The organism is Achromobacter sp. RTa (assembly GCF_000757485.1).
Classification (GTDB): Bacteria; Pseudomonadota; Gammaproteobacteria; order Burkholderiales; family Burkholderiaceae_B; genus Achromobacter.
This window is the reverse complement of the sequence record NZ_JPYO01000042.1, coordinates 423,715-441,307: the sequence shown is the minus strand read 5'-3', so window position 1 is coordinate 441,307 and position 17,593 is coordinate 423,715. Positions and strand designations below refer to the sequence as shown.

At 68.2% G+C, this 17,593-nt stretch carries 11 protein-coding genes; 3 read left to right on the top strand and 8 right to left on the bottom strand.

Features of this window, described 5'->3' with window-relative positions; translation table 11 throughout:
* Positions 1-17: 17 nt before the first annotated feature.
* The 4 genes from JL37_RS19755 to rsmD all read right to left on the bottom strand — a co-directional run bounded on the left by JL37_RS19755 (position 18) and on the right by rsmD (position 2,734).
* Entirely contained in the window at positions 18-1,241 is a 1,224-nt protein-coding gene (locus JL37_RS19755; RefSeq protein ID WP_043546239.1) for a benzoate/H(+) symporter BenE family transporter, read from the bottom strand.
* A complete protein-coding gene (locus JL37_RS19750; protein ID WP_043547072.1) occupies positions 1,238-1,489 on the bottom strand; it encodes a YfhL family 4Fe-4S dicluster ferredoxin in 252 nt (83 codons plus the stop codon). Before JL37_RS19750 ends, JL37_RS19755 begins: the two co-directional genes overlap by 4 nt.
* 116 nt (positions 1,490-1,605) lie before the next feature.
* A complete protein-coding gene (coaD, locus tag JL37_RS19745) occupies positions 1,606-2,109 on the bottom strand; it encodes a pantetheine-phosphate adenylyltransferase (protein ID WP_043546238.1) in 504 nt (167 codons plus the stop codon).
* Between the two features lie 58 nt (positions 2,110-2,167).
* Complete coding sequence (rsmD, locus tag JL37_RS19740; protein WP_043546237.1) at positions 2,168-2,734, bottom strand: 16S rRNA (guanine(966)-N(2))-methyltransferase RsmD; 567 nt, start codon at positions 2,732-2,734, stop codon at positions 2,168-2,170.
* Between the two features lie 223 nt (positions 2,735-2,957).
* Here rsmD and ftsY point away from each other — a divergent pair, with 223 nt between their 5' ends.
* A complete protein-coding gene (gene ftsY, locus JL37_RS19735; RefSeq protein ID WP_156124370.1) occupies positions 2,958-4,013 on the top strand; it encodes a signal recognition particle-docking protein FtsY in 1,056 nt (351 codons plus the stop codon).
* Between the two features lie 265 nt (positions 4,014-4,278).
* Here ftsY and JL37_RS19730 read toward each other — a convergent pair whose 3' ends face one another.
* Entirely contained in the window at positions 4,279-5,937 is a 1,659-nt protein-coding gene (locus tag JL37_RS19730; protein WP_043546235.1) for a CYTH and CHAD domain-containing protein, read from the bottom strand.
* A gap of 312 nt (positions 5,938-6,249) precedes the next feature.
* Between JL37_RS19730 and JL37_RS19725 the strand changes: the two genes are divergently transcribed.
* Positions 6,250-7,026 carry an ESPR-type extended signal peptide-containing protein gene (locus tag JL37_RS19725; RefSeq protein WP_043546234.1) on the top strand — a complete coding sequence of 259 codons (777 nt, stop codon included), beginning with the start codon at positions 6,250-6,252 and terminating at the stop codon, positions 7,024-7,026.
* Complete coding sequence (locus tag JL37_RS30555) at positions 6,930-14,975, top strand: autotransporter-associated beta strand repeat-containing protein (protein ID WP_043546233.1); 8,046 nt, start codon at positions 6,930-6,932, stop codon at positions 14,973-14,975. Before JL37_RS19725 ends, JL37_RS30555 begins: the two co-directional genes overlap by 97 nt.
* 150 nt (positions 14,976-15,125) lie before the next feature.
* Here JL37_RS30555 and phnE (JL37_RS19715) read toward each other — a convergent pair whose 3' ends face one another.
* Genes phnE (JL37_RS19715) through phnC form a run of 3 tightly spaced genes read right to left on the bottom strand, consistent with a single transcriptional unit; the run spans position 15,126 to position 17,586 of the window.
* Positions 15,126-15,950, bottom strand: coding sequence for a phosphonate ABC transporter, permease protein PhnE (gene phnE, locus JL37_RS19715; RefSeq protein ID WP_043546232.1), 825 nt, complete (start codon positions 15,948-15,950; stop codon positions 15,126-15,128).
* Positions 15,947-16,819 (bottom strand): phosphonate ABC transporter, permease protein PhnE, encoded by an 873-nt coding sequence (gene phnE, locus JL37_RS19710; protein WP_043546231.1) that lies wholly within the window; start codon positions 16,817-16,819, stop codon positions 15,947-15,949. Before phnE (JL37_RS19710) ends, phnE (JL37_RS19715) begins: the two co-directional genes overlap by 4 nt.
* The gene (gene phnC / locus JL37_RS19705) at positions 16,816-17,586 is read right to left on the bottom strand and encodes a phosphonate ABC transporter ATP-binding protein (protein ID WP_043546230.1); all 771 of its coding nucleotides are present in this window, start codon (positions 17,584-17,586) and stop codon (positions 16,816-16,818) included. The genes phnE (JL37_RS19710) and phnC overlap by 4 nt, the downstream gene beginning before the upstream one ends.
* Positions 17,587-17,593: the final 7 nt, after the last annotated feature.

Here is a 17,593-nt window from a genome sequence, read left to right as displayed (position 1 = left end):
GGCAGCGGGATGTCGCTTCAGGCCTGCGCGCCGGCGCGCCGGTATTCGAACGCCGCGTGGGCCAGCAGGCCCGCCACCAGGCCCCAGAAGGCCGATCCGATTCCCCAGAAACTGAAGCCCGATGCCGTGGCCAGCAGCGTGATGAGCGCGGCTTCGCGGCGCTGGGGATTCGCCATGGCCGCGGCCATGCCGCCCATGATGGTGCCCAGCAGGGCCAGGCCGGCCAGGGCCGCCAGCAGGGCGGGCGGCAGGGCCTGGAAGAACACGGCTACCGCGCCCGCCACGACGCTTAGCGCGACATAGCCCAGGCCGTAGGTGGCTGCGGCGATATAACGCTTGCTGGAGTCAGGATGGGCCTCGGGGCCCGTGCAGATGGCCGCGCTGATCGCACCCATTGTGACGCTGTGCGCGCCGAAGGGCGCGGCCAGCAGGCCCAGCAGGCCGGTGGCCGCTACCAGGCGGGACGCGGGAGGCCGGTAGCCGGCGGCCTGCAGGATGGCCAACCCCGGCAGGTTCTGCGAGGCCATGGCCACGACGAACAGCGGAATGCCCAGGCTGACCGCCGCCTGGGTGCTGAAGGCGGGAGTGGTCCAGACGAATTCGGTGAAGCGCCAGTCCAGCAGGTCCAGCCGTATCAGATCGAGCGCGAACGCGATGGCGATCGCCACCAGCATGACCACCAGCACCGCGTAACGCGGCGCCAGGCGCCGGCAGACGAGATAGGAGGCGCACATCGCCAGCACCAGCGCGGGCTGCTGGTTGATGCTGCCGAAGATGCCCATGCCGAAATTGAGCAGTACTCCGGCCAGCATGGCCGCGGCGATTTCACCGGGGATCCGGCGCAGGATGGGGTCGATCCAGCCGAACAGGCCGCAGGCCAGCGTAAGCGCCGCCGCCAGCACGAAGGCTCCGATGGCCTCGTTGAAGGGGACGCCCGCCAGCGCGGTGACGAGCAGGGCCGCGCCGGGGGTGGACCATGCCATTACGATGGGCAGGCCGGTGCGCAGGCTGTACAGGGCGCCGCCGAAGCCGAACGCCAGGCTCAGCGAGCCGATCCAGGAGCCGATCCGGGCCGAGTCCAGGCCCGCGGTATGGCCCGCCTGCACCATCAGCACGGCGGTTCCGCCGAAGCTGACCAGGACGGCGACCAGGCCGGCCGCGACGGCCGACGCGGAAATGTCGCGGCGGGCGTGGTGACGGGCGGGAGGAAGGTCGATGCTGGATTGCGCCGCGTCGCTCATGCGGCACCGGTGAGGCGGCGGTACTTGGCCATGAGCTGCTCCTGGCCTTCATGCCACTGCGGATGCAGCTCGATGCATTCCACGGGGCAAACCACCTTGCACTGCGGTTCGTCGTGATGGCCGACGCATTCGGTGCAGCGGTCAGGGTCGATCACGTAATAGTCTTCGCCCATGGAAATCGCTTCGTTCGGGCACTGGGGCTCGCAAACGTCGCAATTGATGCATTCTTCGGTGATGGTCAGGGCCATGGCGGGGCTGCGGTAGGGCGATAGGGCGGTTTCCATTGTACCGCCGCCGCCCGCCCGGCTCATGCAGCGCGGAAAGGGCGCGGCTGGCGCCCCAGGGAAGGAACGGCGCCGGCCGCTCAGCCCGGCCAGGATTGTTCGCGGCGTTCCTTGGCCTTTTCCTGCAGCCAGCGTTCGACGGAGGGAAAGACGAACTTGCTCACGTCGCCGCCCAGCTGGGCGATTTCGCGCACGATGGTGCCCGAAATGAACTGGTATTGGTCCGAGGGCGTCATGAACAGCGTTTCGACGTCGGGCAGCAGGTGGCGGTTCATGCCGGCCATCTGGAATTCGTATTCGAAGTCGGACACGGCGCGCAGGCCGCGCACGATGACGCGGCCGCCCTGGTCGCGCACGAAGTCCTTGAGCAGGCCGCCGAAGCTTTGCACTTCCACGTTGGGATAGTGGCCCAGCACCTCGCGCGCGATCTCGACGCGCTCTTCGATGCTGAAGAAAGGCTTCTTGTTGCGGCTAATGGCGATCCCTACCACGACTTTGTCGAAAAGCGTGGCCGCACGGCGGACCAGGTCTTCGTGGCCTCGGGTCAGCGGGTCGAAAGTGCCGGGATATACAGCGGTGATCATGCGAGCTCCGTACCGTTATAAGTGGTGTACACCATCCTCCGAAGCTCGGATTATTGATCTATTTGCGCAATGCAGCAAATTCGAGAAGATGGTAGTGGACCGCGCCGGCCTTGTCCTGCCGCAAAATCGTGAATCCTTCGGGGGCCTCGATGGGGGATTCCGCCTCGACGTAGACCAGTCCGTGCTCGGTCAGGATACCCGGAAGCAGGGGCCACAGGCGAGGCAGCCAGCCCTGGCCGAAAGGAGGATCCAACAGGATGAGGTCAAATCGGGACGCATCCATGCGCTCGGTGACCTGCATGGCGTCGCCCACGTGGATGCGTATCATGTCGGCTTTGAGCTTGTCGCGCAGTGTCCGTAGCGCGGACGCCGCGGTTCCGTCGCGCTCGACCATCTGCACGTGGGCCACGCCACGCGAGGCCGCCTCGAAGCCCAGGGCGCCGCTGCCGGCGAACAGGTCCAGCACCTGCTTGTCGGCGAATTCGCCGCCCCACAGATGAGTCAGCCAATTGAACAGCGTTTCGCGGACCCGGTCGGGCGTGGGGCGCAACGATTCCACGTCGGGCACGGCAATGGGGGTGCGCCTGTATTGGCCCCCTACGATACGAATATACTTGTTACCCATGTTCAGCCGCTTCTTCAAGAAAAAATCCCCTCCGCCCGCCGCGCCGGCCCAGCCCGCGCCGCCCCCGGAGGCAGTAGACCCCATTCCCGCGCCGGTGGAGCCCGCCGCCGCGGAGCCCATTCCGCCTGCGCCGCAACCCCAAGCCGAGGCGCTCGCGCCCGCCCCGGTCGCGCCTACGCCCGCTCCGGCGCCCGCGCAGGCCATCGACGCTGCGCGCGAGCCCGTGCCAGCTCCGCTTGCCGAGCCGGCTCCCGAGGCCAAGCCCGAGCCCGAGCCCGCACCCGCCGCCGCTCAGGCCCCGGCGCCCGTTCCGGCTGTCGAACCGGAGCCCGCTCCCGAGCCTGCTCCGGCCGCCGAGGCGCCCAAGAAGGCCTCTTGGCTGGCGCGGTTGAAGCAGGGCCTATCGCGCACCGGTCAAAGCATTGGCGGCATCTTCGTCGGCGTCAAGGTCGACGAGAACCTGTTCGAGGAACTGGAATCGGCGCTCATTATGGCCGATGCCGGCCTGGAGGCCACCGAGAAGCTGCTGACCGCGTTGCGTGCCAGGGTCAAGAAGGAACGCATCGAGGATCCGGCCAAGGTGAAGGCCGCCCTGCGCCAATTGCTCGCCGACCACCTGCGTCCGCTGGAGCGCGCATTCGATCTCAAGCGCACGCAGCCGCTGGTCGTCATGATCGCCGGCGTCAACGGCGCGGGCAAGACCACCTCCATCGGCAAGCTGGCGCATACGTTCCAGCGCCAGGGCGCCAGCGTGCTGCTGGCCGCGGGCGATACGTTCCGCGCGGCGGCCCGCGAGCAACTCATCGAATGGGGCAGCCGCAATAACGTTACGGTCATCTCGCAGGACGGCGGCGATCCGGCGGCGGTGGCGTTCGACGCCGTCAACGCGGGGCGCGCGCGCGGCATGGGCGTGGTGATGGTCGATACCGCCGGCCGCCTGCCCACGCAGCTGCACCTGATGGAAGAACTGAAGAAAATCCGCCGCGTGATCGGCAAGGCGGACGCCGCGGCGCCTCACGAAGTGCTGCTGGTGGTCGACGGCAATACGGGGCAGAACGTGTTGACGCAGATCCGCGCCTTCGACGCGGCCATCAACCTGACGGGGCTGGTCGTGACCAAGCTGGACGGCACCGCCAAGGGCGGCACGCTGGCCGCGGTGGCGGCGGGCAGCCAGGGCGTGCGCCCGATTCCCGTGTACTGGATCGGCGTGGGCGAAAGCCTGGAAGACCTGCAGCCCTTCGTCGCGGACGAGTTCGCCGGGGCGTTGCTGGCGGAGTAACGGGCTGTTGGTGCTTTACTTTCCGCAGTGCTTTATTTCCCGTAGTGCTTCATTTCCCGTAGTGCTTTATTTCCCGTAGTGTCTGACACCCGTACGAGAAGCCGTTACGAACGGAGGATGGTGTTCCCGGGTGTCAGACACTCGGTGTCGGAGTCAGCCGGTGTCTGACACCCGGGAAGCGTGTTTTGGCGCGTGGGTTATCTCGTATGGGTGTCAGACACACGGAAGGTGGGTCTGGGGTGTCAGACACACGGAAGGTCGGGGTTTACTTCCAGAACGGCTTGCTTGCGGCCAGGTCGTCGAACGCCTGCTGCGCTTCTTCGGCCAATTCCTGCAGGCGGGCGCTGATCCAGCCCAGTGCGAACCACGCCTGCGGGTGGGTGGGGGTACATGACTCGTAGTAGTCCTTGGCGACCGCCAGGTCGTTGATCTCGCCCAGTATGTCCTGCACGCGCGACAACAGCTTGCGGTAGCCGCGCAGCTTGTTGGCGGGCAACAGGGATTCCGCGAAGGCCAGGCTGTAGCGCAGCCGCTTGCCGCGCTTGCGCAATTCATGTCTTGCGGGAATGTCCAGCGCGGCGAACTGCGTGCCCTGATCGGCCACTTTGCTGTGCCAGCGATGGAGCCGGCGGGCCAGCTGCTTGCGCAGGCGCTGCGGATCGGGCTCGGGCGCCAGCATGGGAATGATCGTGGGGCGGACGCTGGGGCCGGCCACGCCGCCTTCCAGCCGGATCGCGGGTTCGGGCGCGGCGTCGCTGGGCGTGCCGTTCGCGATGGGCTGGCCATCGGACGAAGGCAGGGCGGGCGGCACATCCAGGCTCCATTCCAGCAGGTCCAGCAGCCAGGCCTGGAAGGCCTTGCCGCCTGCGATCGAGCGGGCGTCCTGTTCGGGAGGCGCGGCCTCCATGGGGATCACCGGCATGCCGGCGCGCATCAGCGCGGGCGCCACCGTTTCATTCAATACGTCCTGGTCCCGATTGGCGCCGAATGCGGCGAAATGCGTGCGCACGCCTTGCAGCAATGCGTCGGAAACCGGCGCGATCCAGCCGTCGAAAAGCTTCCAGGCCGAACGCAGCCGGCGCACGCCCACGCGCAATTGGTGCACGTGCTCGGAGTTGCCCGCGCGGTAGGCATCCTCGGTATCCACTTCCGCCAGGACCGAGGCGTTGCGGGCGATCTGGTCCAGGCATTCCGCGGCGATGCGCGCCATGGCCTGCGAGGGCGTCATGTCTTCGCGCAGCTTGACCGCGGCGGCGCCGCGAGGCGCCCAGAATTGCGCGATGGCCTGCGCGCGGCGGGTTTCCAGGTCTTCGCCCGGAATGGCGTCCGCATCGGCCAGCCGCTGCGCCAACTGGGCCAGCGCGTCGCCGCGTTCGGACTTGCTGCGCGGATCCAGCACCAGGGCATGGCGCTGCTGCCAGCCGCGAGCGGCCGCGAAGATGGCCGCGGGGCGGCCCGATACCAATTCGAATTCCAGTTCGGAGATGGGCAGTTCCAGCGCGCCGGCCCGCAGGATGCCGGTGTCGTAGGCCAGTTCCACCGTGCCATAGCGGGTGCGCACCTTGCGCAGCAGCCGCTGCACGTCGGTTTCGTAGCGCAGGCCCAGTTCGCCCTTGATGGCCGAAAGCGCGGCTTCGACCTCCGTGCCGGCATATACCGACAGGTCCAGCACGGGACCGGGACGAGGGTGGTTGAGTTCGATGCGCGTGATGGCGTTGATGCCTGGCATCTTCAGGGTCTGCACCCAATCGCGGCCTTCCTGGCGCAGCCGGATGGCGATGCGCGCCCGCGCCAGTTCGCGCTCGGGCGTATCGAAATACATGGCATGCAGGCGGATGCGCGTCGCCTCGCGTTGCTTGATCTCGCGCAGCACGGCCTGGCGGGAAGCCGCGGGCACGTGCAGTTTCAATTCCTGTTCCGACATGGCGGCAAGTGTCCAACGGCAAAAGCCGAGATCTTAATCAAACGAGGCGGCTATTTGATGACTGGTCATATTTAATTCACATAGAGCATAGACGGGTTTGCGGCGCATCAACAATCGCAAGAGCCGGGTTGGGACGTGGTCGGGGGGCGGACCAAATTTCGGCAATTTACCCAATATCAGTGATATGCAACGTTCAGCCCCTCTTTTCTAATTGTAAGTGTCGGATGGGGTAGTTCCTGCCATGCCCGGCCTTCGATTGCGCCCGTATGAGCACTTCACCAACCGGCGCCGACCCTGAAAAGAGAAAACGCCATGAACCGCACCTATCGCATCGTCTTCAATCGCCGCTCCGGCCTCTGGCAGGTTGCCAGCGAGCACGCCCGGGGGCGGGGCAAGAGCCGGTCGCGGAGCGTGGTGCTGGCGGCTGTATTGGCGGCTGTCAGCGCCGCGCCTGCCGCGCAGGCGCTGGCAGGTGCGGTGGCGGTCGGCGACGTGACCCCCTCGATGAACTGGAACGGCTCCAACGACATGGTCGTCGGCAATGCCGCGTTCGGTTCGCTGTTGATCGAGTCCCCGGCGACGATGTTGCGTAGCGCTAACGGCTGGTTGGGGGCGACGCCCGACGGCGAGGGCACGGTGACGGTATCGGGCCTGGGCGCGTCCTGGGAGGTCAACGGCCGGCTGGTCCTCGGCGCCCACGGCAGTGGCACGCTGACGCTCGCCAATCAAGGCACGGTCTCGGTGGGCGCCAATGGCCTGGGGGTTGTCGAGGTGGCCAGCAATCGCGACGCGGTCGGCGTGATCAACATCGGGGCCGCGCCCGGCGGCGCGGCCGCCGATGCCGCCGGCATCCTGGACGCGTCGGAGGTGCGCTTTGGCGGGGGCAGGGGCACGCTGAACTTCAATACGTCGGGGGCCCAGATCTTCGCGTCCGCCCTGAACAGCGGCCAGGGGGGCAGCACCAGCTCAATCATTACGCCGGCATCACGCTATTGCTGGGCGACAGTTCGCGGTTCGACGGCAATACCACCGTCACGGGCGGATCCCTGCAGATCGCCAACATGCTGGGCTCCGCGCACGGCCGGATAGATGCCGGCGCGGCGCCTGGCGCATCGGCCCGGGTCAACGTGTACAACGCGGGCTCGACCTGGGCCCTGACGGGCGACCTGTTCGTTGGCGGCAGCGGGCTGGGGGACCTGAGCATCTTCTATCAAGGCACTGTCTCGAACCAGTTCGCCACGGTCGATGCGCAGCAGAACGGCGCGGCGACCGTCGCGGTTTCGGATGTGGGGGCGCTCTGGAACAATCGCGCAGCGCTGCTGGTCGGCTCGGAGGGCGGCAAGGGCGCCGTGTCGGTCCTGGCGGGCGGGTATGTCGCCAGCGTTGACGGCGTCGTCGGGCGCAATCCGAACGGCAACGGCAATTTCCTGGTGTCGGGGCGCGGTTCTACCTGGGCCAATGCCGGCGAGCTCAGGGTGGGCGACGTATCCGGCCAGGGCACCATGAACATCGAGTCGGGCGGCACCGTCTCGAACCGCGACAGCTATGTGGGCAGCATGAGCGGCAACGGTGATGTCGTCGTGCGCGGCGCCGGCTCCACCTGGAACAACAGCGGCGCGATGAACCTGGGGTTCGGGGTGGGCACGGGAGCGGGCACCCTGACGATCGGGCAAGGCGGCACGGTCAACGTCGGCGCGGCCGGCACGGGGACCGTGTCGCTGGCGTTGGACCGGTTCCTGATCTTTCCCACCCGCGGCACCCTCAACATCGGTGCGGCGGCGGGGCAGTCGGCCAGGGGCGCGGGCACGCTCAACGCTGGCGCGGTCCAGTTCGGCGACGGCATTGCCACGCTGAACTTCAATCATACGGATACGGCCTATCGATTTTCGCCGGCGTTGAAGAGTACGGCCGGGGTGGGAGCCCAGAGCCTGAACCAGATTGCCGGCACGACTATCCTGACTGGCGCCAGTTCCGGCTTCGCGGGCAAAACGACGGTGTCGGGCGGCAAGCTGGTGGTCCTGGGCTCGTTGGGCGGTTCGGCGGAAGTGAGCGGCGGCACCTTGCAATACGGTGATGGCGTGGCGGGCGCGGCCAACAACCTGACCGGTAACCTGCGCGTGGCCGGCGCTGGCAGCGCGTTGTCGGTGCAGGGCCCCGCGACGCTGGCGGTGGCGGGCGACATCGGCCTGGCCGACGGCACCGTCCTGGACGTTAGGGCGGGCACCGGCGGTCCGTCCTTGCGCGCCGATACCGTGACGCTGGGCAACGGGGTGACGTTCAGGTTGAGCGGCATTGCCGACGACAGCCAGCTCGACGCGGTGCTGATCGACTCCACCAATGGAATCAGCGGGGATTTCGCCACCGTAAGCGTGGGCGGTTTCACGGGCCCGGTGGACTATCTCACCGTCAATACGCGCAAGTCGGCAAATAACCTGCAGTACCACGCTGCCTACGCTCCAAGCTGGACGGCCAACAATAACCTGGCCCACGGCACGTTCACGCTGACCGACGCACAGGACCGTTTCAACCTGGGCCTGGCACTTGCGGACCAGGCGGCCAATCTCGCCACGGGCTGGAATGGCAGGATGCTGACCAAGGCGGGCGACGGCACGCTGGTCCTGAGCGGCAGCAATAGCTATACCGGCGGCACCATGATCACCGGCGGCACGCTGCAGGTAGATCGCGACGCGAACCTGGGCAATGCCGCGGGCCCCGTGGTATTTAGCGGCGGCGGACTGGCAGCCTCGAACTCCTTTACGAGCCCGCGCGCCATCATCCTGGCGCGGGCTGGCCGCGTCGACGTGGCGGCTGGCGCGACGCTCGGGCTGGCTGGCGGCGTGTCGGGCAGCGGCGATCTCATCAAGGCCGGCGCGGGCACATTGAGCCTGAGCAATGCCGGCAACGCCTACCGCAATACCTGGATCCAGGCGGGCGCGCTGATTGGCAATGCCGACTCCATCCGGGGCAATGTCAATAACGACGGCTCGCTGATGTTCGAGCAGGCGGCCGACGGAACCTTTGGCGGCGCGCTTTCCGGCGGAGGAGCGTTGTGGAAGACCGGTGCGGGCACGTTGAACCTGACGGGCGATCACACCGCGTACACCGGCCATGCCACGGTGGCGGACGGCAGGCTGGTGGTGCTGGGCGCGCTGCGCGGCTCGGCCGACGTGACCGGGGGCGCATCGTTGCAGTTCGGCGACGGCCTGGCCGGCGCGGCCAGCAGCCTCGGCGGCAACTTGAACGTGGCGGGCGCCGGCAGCATGCTGTCGGTGCAAGGTCCCGCGACCTTGGCCGTCGCGGGCAATATCGGCATGGCGGATCACACTGCCTTGGATATCGCTTCTGGCACGGGCGGACCCGCCATCACAGCGGGCAGCGTGACGCTGGGCGATGGCGTCGCGCTCGCCATCAGGGGCGTCAATGGCACGGGCCTGTCGGACGAAGTCCTGATCGATACCCGCTCGGGCATCACCGGCGATTTCGGGTCGGTGAGCGTGGGCGGCCACACGGGCGCCGTGGACTATCTGGGCGTCAATACCCGCAAGTCGGCGGACAATCTGCGCTATCTCGCCTCCTATGGCCTGAGCTGGATGGCCGGCAACAATCTTGCGCACGGCACGTTCACCCTGGCCAACGCGACGGACGAGTTCGAGGTGAACGCGGCGCTTGCCGATCGGGCGGCCAATGGCGCGACGGGCTGGGACGGCCGGACGTTGACGAAGGCTGGGGCAGGCACGCTGGTGCTGAGCGGCAACAACAGCTATTCCGGCGGCACGCGGATCGATGGCGGCACGCTGCGGGTGGATCGCGACGCGAACCTGGGCGCTGCCGCGGGCAGCCTGACCCTGCGGGGCGGCACGCTGGCCAGCACGGGTTCGTTCGACACCTCTCGCGCCGTTGCGGTGGCGAATACGGGAATCATCGACGTGGCGGGCAGCGCAACCCTGGGGCTGGACGGCGAGGTCTCGGGCAACGGCTTGCTCGTCAAGAGGGGAAGCGGCACGCTGAGCTTGCGCAGTGGAAACAGCCATGTCGGCGGCACGATGATCGAGGGCGGCACGCTGCGGATCGAGCATGACTCCAGCCTCGGCGCGGCAATCAGTCCTCTCATCATCAACCGCGGCATGCTGGCGACCACTTCATCGTTCGGCACGTTGCGCATGATCGGTCTCGGCGCGTCGCAGGATGCGGGCTTTGACGTCGCCGCCGGCACTGAGCTGCGGGTGAGCGGCACTGTATTTGGCGGCGGCGCGCTTACCAAGCGCGGGGCTGGAGCCTTGGTCCTGGGCGGCGCCAATAGCTACAGCGGCGGCACGGCTATCCTGGACGGCACGCTGCAGGTGAACCGCGACGATAACCTCGGCGCTGCAGGCGGCGCGCTGACGTTCGGCGGCGGCACGCTGGCCTCGACGGGGTCCTTTGCCTCCTCGCGCGCCGTCACGCTGGCGCAGACGGGACGCGTCGACGTGGCCGCCGGCTCATTCCTGACGCTGGCGGGCCAGGTGTCGGGCAGCGCCGACCTGGTCAAGGCCGGCGCGGGCGTGCTGCGCCTGGACAACGCCTCCAATGCCTACGGCAATACCTGGGTGCAGCGGGGCACGCTGATCGGCAATGCCGGTTCGATCTCGGGGAACGTCACCAATGATGGCGCGCTGGTTTTCCAACAGGAGGGCGACGGCGTTTTCAGCGGCGCCATTTTGGGCTCCGGCGCGCTGACCAAGTCGGGCGCCGGAACGCTGAGCCTGAGCGGTGTCAATGCCTACGCCGGCGGCACGATGATCGACGGCGGCGCCTTGCTGGTCGAGCGCGACGCCAACCTGGGCGCGGCGGCCGGCAGCCTGACCTTCAACGGCGGCATGCTGGCGACTACCGGCACCTTCGACAGCTCGCGCGCCGTCATGCTGGCACAGGTGGGAGAGTTCGATGTCCGCGCCGGCACGGTGCTGGGCTTGGGCGGCACGGTGTCGGGCAACGGCGCGCTCATCAAAAGCGGCGCCGGCACGCTGGTCATGACCGGCGGCAATGACTACAGCGGAGGCACGGTCGTCGCTGGCGGCACCTTGCGTGTAGGCGGCGATGCCAGCCTGGGCGCTGCATCCGGCGCCCTGGTGTTCAGCGGCGGCATGCTGGCGACCGCGGGCACCTTCGATATCGCGCGCGCGGTCGTCCTGGCGCAAACGGGCCGCATCGACGCGGCGGCCGGCACGGAGCTGGGCCTGACCGGCGCGGTTTCGGGCAGCGGCGGGATCGTCAAGCAGGGCGATGGCACGCTGGTCCTGCGCGGCGCCAACAGCTATGGCGGCGGCACGACGATCGAGGATGGAACGTTGCAGATCAACCGCGACGCGAACCTGGGCAATGCCTCGGGCGGCCTGGCATTCAACGGCGGCACGTTGGCCACGACGGGTTCTTTTGTTTCCTCGCGCGCCGTCGCGCTGGCGCGAACGGGCCGCATCGACGTGGCGGCCACTACCACGCTGGGCCTGGACGGTGCGGTGTCGGGCGTGGGCGGCCTCGTCAAGAGCGGCGGCGGCACGATGGTTCTGAACGGTAGCAACGACTACGCCGGTGGCACGACGATCGCCGGCGGCGCCTTGCGAGTCGGCCGCGATGCGAACCTGGGCGATGCCGCGGGCGGCCTGACGTTCAACGGCGGCTCGCTGGCCACGACGGCTTCCTTCGATACGTCGCGTGCCATCGCGCTGGCGCAATCGGGCCGCGTCGACGTGGCGGCCGGCACGTCGCTGGGCCTGTCGGGCCTGGTGTCGGGCGGCGGTTCGCTCGTCAAGGCCGGGACCGGCACGCTGGTGCTGGACGGCGCCAACACCTATGGCGGCGGCACGCGGATCGATGCCGGCACCTTGCAGGTTGCGCGTGATGGGAACCTGGGCGACGTGACGGGCGCGCTGGTGTTTGGCGGCGGCGCGCTGGCTACCACGGACTCTTTTACGACGTCGCGTGCCATCACGCTGGCGCAGGCCGGCCGCGTGGATGTGGCGGCGGGAACGGCCCTGGGCCTGGCGGGCGGCGTGTCGGGCAGCGGCGACCTCATCAAGGCAGGCGCGGGCACGCTGCGCTTGAGCAATGCGGGCAACGCCTATGGCAACACCTGGATCCAGTCGGGCAGGCTGATCGGCAACGCAGGCTCCCTTTCCGGCAACGTCAGCAATAGCGGCACGCTGGTGTTCGAGCAGGCGGCCGACGGCGCTTTTGGCGGCGCTATTACAGGCGGCGGGGCGTTGTGGAAGACCGGCGCGGGCACCCTGGACCTGACCGGCAATCACGCGGCCTACACCGGCAAGACCACCGTGTCGGAAGGCACGTTGGTGGTGCAGGGCGCGCTGGGCGGTTTGGCCGAAGTGGCCGGGGGCGCGTTGCAGTTCGGCAATGGCGTGGCCGGCGCGGCGAGCAGCCTTGCCGGCAACCTGCGGGTGGCCGTTGGCAGCGCGCTTTCGGTGCAAGGCCCGGCGACCCTGGCGGTGGCGGGCGACATCGGCATGGCCGATCGCACGGTGCTGGACATTGCCGCTGGCGCGGGAGGGCCGTCGATCACGGCCGACAGCCTCACGCTGGGCGAGGGCGTGGCGTTCCGGCTGAGCGGCATCTCCAGCGCGGGCCAGCTCGACAAGGTGTTGATCGATACCCGCGCGGGTATCGGCGGCGACTTTGGTTCGGTGAGCGTGGGCGGCTTCACGGGCGCGGTGGATTACTTGAACGTCAACACCCGCAAGTCGGCGGACAACCGGCAGTACCTCGCTACCTATGGCCTGGCCTGGACGGCCAACAACGATCTCAGCCATGGCACCTTCACGCTGACCAACGCCAGCGACCGCTTCGTGGTGAGCGCGCCGCTGGCCGACCAGGCCGCCAATGCCATGACGGGCTGGGACGGCCGGACCTTGACCAAGGCCGGCGCGGGCACGCTGGTGCTGGCTGGCAATAACAGCTACACCGGCGGCACGCAGCTGGCGGGCGGCACGCTGCAGGTCGCGCGGGACGCGAACCTGGGCGCCGCCGCGGGCGGGCTGGCGTTCAATGGCGGCACGCTGGCCACCACCGGTTCCTTCGACACGTCGCGCGCCATCACGCTCGCCCAGGCGGGCCGCTTCGACGTGGCCGCCGGAACCATTTTGGGCCTGAGCGGCACGGTGACGGGCAGCGCAGACCTGATCAAGGCGGGCGCGGGCATCCTGCGCCTGGACAATGCCGGCAACGCCTATCGTGACACGCGCATCCTGGCGGGCACGCTGATCGCCAATGCGGGCGCGCTCCGGGGGAACGTCGACAACGGCGGCACGCTCGTGTTCGAGCAGCCGGTCGATGCCTCCTATGGCGGCGCGATTTCCGGCAACGGCGCGTTCATCAAGAACGGCGCCGGCACGCTGGGCCTGACTGGGGACAGTTCGGGCTTTACCGGCAGCACCACGATCAATGACGGACGGCTGGCCATGAACGGACGCTTGGGCGGATCGATCAGCATCGGCGCGGGGGGCGTGCTTGGCGGTTCTGGCACCATCGGCTCCGGCGCGGGTTCGACGGTCACGGTTACCGCCGGCGGCATCCTGTCGCCCGGCAATTCGATCGGCACCTTGACCGTCGATGGCGATCTTGCCGTCCAGCCTGGCGCGCGCTTCGAGGTCGAAGCCAATCCCGCAGGCACGGATTCCGATCTGGTCCGCGTCACCGGCAGCGCGACGCTCAATGGCGGCTCGGTGGCCCATATTGGCGCTAACGGCAACTATGGACTGCGCTCCAGCTACACCGTCCTTGCCGCGGACGGCGCGCTGTCGGGCCGGTTCGACGCGGTCACGTCCGACTTCGCCTTCCTGAGGCCGACGCTTGCATACGACTACGACGCGCGCCGCGTCACGCTGGACCTGGCGCGCAACGACGAGGCCATGGCTTCGGCAGCGGCCACGCGCAACCAGCGCGCTTCCGCGGGCGCCATCGACAGCATTGGCATCGCCAGCGGACATCGCGTCTATGACGCGATTGCCCAGATGCCGGACGACAAGAGCCTGCTGCGCTCCAGCTTCGACCAGCTTTCGGGCGAGATCCACGCATCGGCCAAGACCGTGTTGCTGCAGGATAGCCGCTACGTGCGCGATGCTGTCGGCGAACGCCTGCGTTCGGCGGTCGGGGGCGTAGCGGCTTCCTCCGCTCCGGTCCTCGCTTCTGCCGGAAGCGGCCAGCGCCTGGCGCCGGCCACGGCCAAGGGCCCGGCCAGCTGGATCCAGGGCATGGGTTCCTGGAGCCATATCGATAGCGACGGCAATGCTGCGCGCGTCAAGAGCTCGACCGGCGGTTTCCTGATGGGAGTGGATACGCCGGTGTCCGACGCCTGGCGCCTCGGCCTGATGGCGGGCTATAGCCGCACGGACTTCGATGTGCAGGACCGCGCGTCCTCGGGGAATAGCGACAACTATCACCTCGGGGTCTATGGCGGCGGGCAATGGGGCGCGCTGGGCCTGCGCGGCGGCCTCGCCTATGGCTGGCACGACATGACGACCCGCAGGCCGGTCTCCACCCCCAGCTTCGCCGACCGTCTCAAGGCCAGTTACGACGGCCGCACGGCGCAGGTATTCGCGGATCTGAGCTATCGCATCGATACGTCCTCGGCGTCCTTCGAGCCGTTCGCGAACGTGGCGTACGTCAACCTCAAGACGGACGCCTATGCCGAGAGCGGCGGCGCTGCCGCGTTGCGCGCGAAAGGGCAGACCTCCGAAACCACGTTCACGACACTGGGAACGCGTGTCTCGTCCAATTTCGAATTGGCTGGCGCGCAGGCCGCGGCGCGGGGATCGCTGGGCTGGCGCCATGCCTTCGGCGACGTCAAGCCCGTGGCGGTCCAAGCTTTCTCGGCCGGCGACTCCTTTACCGTGGCGGGCGTGCCCATCGCGAAAAACAGCGCGGTGGTCGAGGCAGGCCTGGACGTTCAGATCACGGCTCGGGCGACGTTCGGCTTGTCGTACCAGGGCCAGCTCGCCAGCTCGGCTCAGGATCACGGGGTCAGGGCCGGCCTCAACATCCGCTTCTGAGCCTCTTGCGCAGGAAAGGGCGGCGCCTGGCTGGGCGCCGCCCTTGTTCGATGGCGCGGGCCGCGCCGCGAGGGCCGCGAGGAATGGCTTCCGCAAAAAAAACCGCCCGTTTCCGGGCGGAGCAAAGGAACGCGGTACGGAGCAGGCGCGTCAGAGAATGCGCTTGCGCGCCTGGGTGATGATGATCTCGGCCAGCACGACGACCCCGAAGATGGCTGCCAGGACCAGGGCCACGCGGTCCCACTGGAACAGGTTCAGCGCCGTGTCCAGGGCCATGCCGATGCCGCCGGCGCCGACCAGGCCCAGCACGGCCGATTCGCGCACGTTGATGTCCCAGCGCAGCAGCACGATGGACCAGAACGCGGGGCGGATCTGCGGCCAGTAGGCATACCAGATCACCGAGGCCTTGCTGGCGCCGGTCGCGGTGACGGCCTCGATCGGGCCGCGCTGCGCTTCCTCGATGGCCTCGCCCACCAGCTTGCCGACGAAGCCGATGGAGCGGAAGGCGATGGCCAGCGTGCCGGCCAGGGCGCCCGGCCCGAAGATGGCGATGAACAGCAGCGCCCACACCAGCGAGTTGACCGAGCGGCTGGAGACCAGGATCAGCCGGGCCAGCATGTTGATGGTCTTGCTGGGCGTGAGGTTGTTGGCGGCCAGCAACCCCACGGGCACGGCCATCACCACGGACAGGATGGTGCCGAGCGTGGCGATGTGCAGCGTTTCGATCAGCGCGCCGTGCACGCCTTCCGGGTAGTAGGCCCAGTCGATCGGCCACATGCGCTGGAACAGGTCGGCCATCTGCTCGGGCGCGTCATACAGGAACTCCGGGATGACCTCCACGCCGCGGATCGCCTGCACGATGGCCAAGACGACGAGGAGATACAACGCGAAGCGCAGCAGGCGCTGGCCCATGCTGTAGCGCTGCCACACGCGCGGCGAGCCGGCCGGGTTGAGGGCGGAGGCGGGAGCGTTCATTCTTCCACCTCCGCCTTGCGGGCCACCGGAGCCCTGCTGGCGCCTACCCCGCGCGCGCCGGCGAAGCGGCCTTGCAGGATGCGTTCGAAGCCCAGGTTGTCCAGGAAGACCGCGCGCACGAAGCCCGCCAGGATTTCACCCAGCATGATGATGGCGATCAGGGTCAGCAGGATGGCGCTGACGAAGTCGTAGTCGAAGCGCTGGAACGCCGAGAACAGCGTGCCGCCCACGCCGCCCGCGCCCACGATCCCCACCATGGTGGAATTGCGCAGGTTGGAGTCGAACTGGTAGGTGGCGAAGCCGATGAAGCGGGCGAACACCTGCGGCAGCACGCCGAAGATGATCACGTTGGCGAACGAGGCGCCCGTGGCCCGCACCGCTTCCACCTGCTTGAGCGAGATTTCTTCGATGGCTTCGGTGAAGAGCTTGCCGATGAAGCCGATCGAGGCGACCGTCAGCGCCAGGATGCCCGCCAGCGCGCCGAAGCCCACGGCCTTGACGAACAGAATGGCGACGATGACGGGGTGCAGGGCGCGGCACAGCGCAACGACGGCGCGCGCAGGCCACGATACCCAGGCGGGCATCATGTTGCGGGCGCCCAGCAGGCCGATGGGCAGGGCGATCAGCACGCCCAGCACCGAGGCCAGCACTGCGATCTCCAGGCTTTCGGCGATGCCCTTCCACAAGGTGGCCGGCTTTTCGAAATTGGGGGGGAACATGCGCGAAAGAAACGTGGAGGCATGGCCCATGCCGCTTTCGAAGCGCGCCCAGCTGAAGTCCAGCTGGGCGCCGGCGTACACCGTATAGACCAGCAGCAACAGCAGGCCCGCCTTGGCGCGCCCGGACATGGCGAAGGGGCGAGGGTTCATTCCAGCCAAGACTCGCCTCCGTAGATCGTCTTGAGCATCGCGGCGTCCAGGCCCTGGCCGTCGCCGTCGTAGACCACGTGCCCGCCGGACATGCCGACGATGCGGGTGGCGTAGCGGCGGGCCAGTTCGACGTCGTGGATGTTCACGATCACCGGGATGCCCGTGGCGTTGCCCTGCTCGGACAGCAGCTCCATGATCTCGACGGAGGTCTTGGGGTCCAGCGACGAGGTCGGTTCGTCGGCCAGCAGCAGTTGGGGACGCTGCATCAGCGCGCGGGCGATGCCTACGCGCTGGCGCTGGCCGCCCGACAGCGCGTCCGCGCGCTGATCGGCGAAGCCCGCCAGGCCCACGGTATCGAGCAGCTTGTAGGCATGCTCGATGTCCTGGGCCTCGAAACGCCGCATCCAGGCCTTGACGGCCGAGGTGTAGCCCAGCCGGCCGGTCAGGAGGTTTTCCATGACCGTCAGGCGCTCGACCAGGTTGTACTCCTGGAACACCATGCCGATGCGCCTGCGCGCGCGGCGCAGCGACGCGCCGCGCACGCGGGCCAGGTCCACCGCGCCATCGCGGGACTGGAGCACGATCTCGCCCCGGGTGGGTTCGATCAGCCGGTTGATGCAGCGCAAGAGCGTGCTCTTGCCGGTGCCCGAGGGGCCGATGATGGCGGTCAGCCCTTGTCCCGCGATTTGCAGGTCGATGCCGTTCAGTACCGGCTGGCCGGCCCGGTATTCCTTCACCAGGCCGGAAATGCGTAGCGACGTCGTCATACTGGAC

Coding starts and splice junctions, on each gene's coding strand:
- JL37_RS19755 (WP_043546239.1), bottom strand. CDS start 1,241: ATGAGCGACGCGGCGCAATCCAGCATCGACCTTCCTCCCGCCCGTCAC.
- JL37_RS19750 (WP_043547072.1), bottom strand. CDS start 1,489: ATGGCCCTGACCATCACCGAAGAATGCATCAATTGCGACGTTTGCGAG.
- coaD (WP_043546238.1), bottom strand. CDS start 2,109: ATGATCACCGCTGTATATCCCGGCACTTTCGACCCGCTGACCCGAGGC.
- rsmD (WP_043546237.1), bottom strand. CDS start 2,734: ATGGGTAACAAGTATATTCGTATCGTAGGGGGCCAATACAGGCGCACC.
- JL37_RS19730 (WP_043546235.1), bottom strand. CDS start 5,937: ATGTCGGAACAGGAATTGAAACTGCACGTGCCCGCGGCTTCCCGCCAG.
- JL37_RS19725 (WP_043546234.1), top strand. CDS start 6,250: ATGAACCGCACCTATCGCATCGTCTTCAATCGCCGCTCCGGCCTCTGG.
- phnE (WP_043546232.1), bottom strand. CDS start 15,950: ATGAACGCTCCCGCCTCCGCCCTCAACCCGGCCGGCTCGCCGCGCGTG.
- phnE (WP_043546231.1), bottom strand. CDS start 16,819: ATGAACCCTCGCCCCTTCGCCATGTCCGGGCGCGCCAAGGCGGGCCTG.
- phnC (WP_043546230.1), bottom strand. CDS start 17,586: ATGACGACGTCGCTACGCATTTCCGGCCTGGTGAAGGAATACCGGGCC.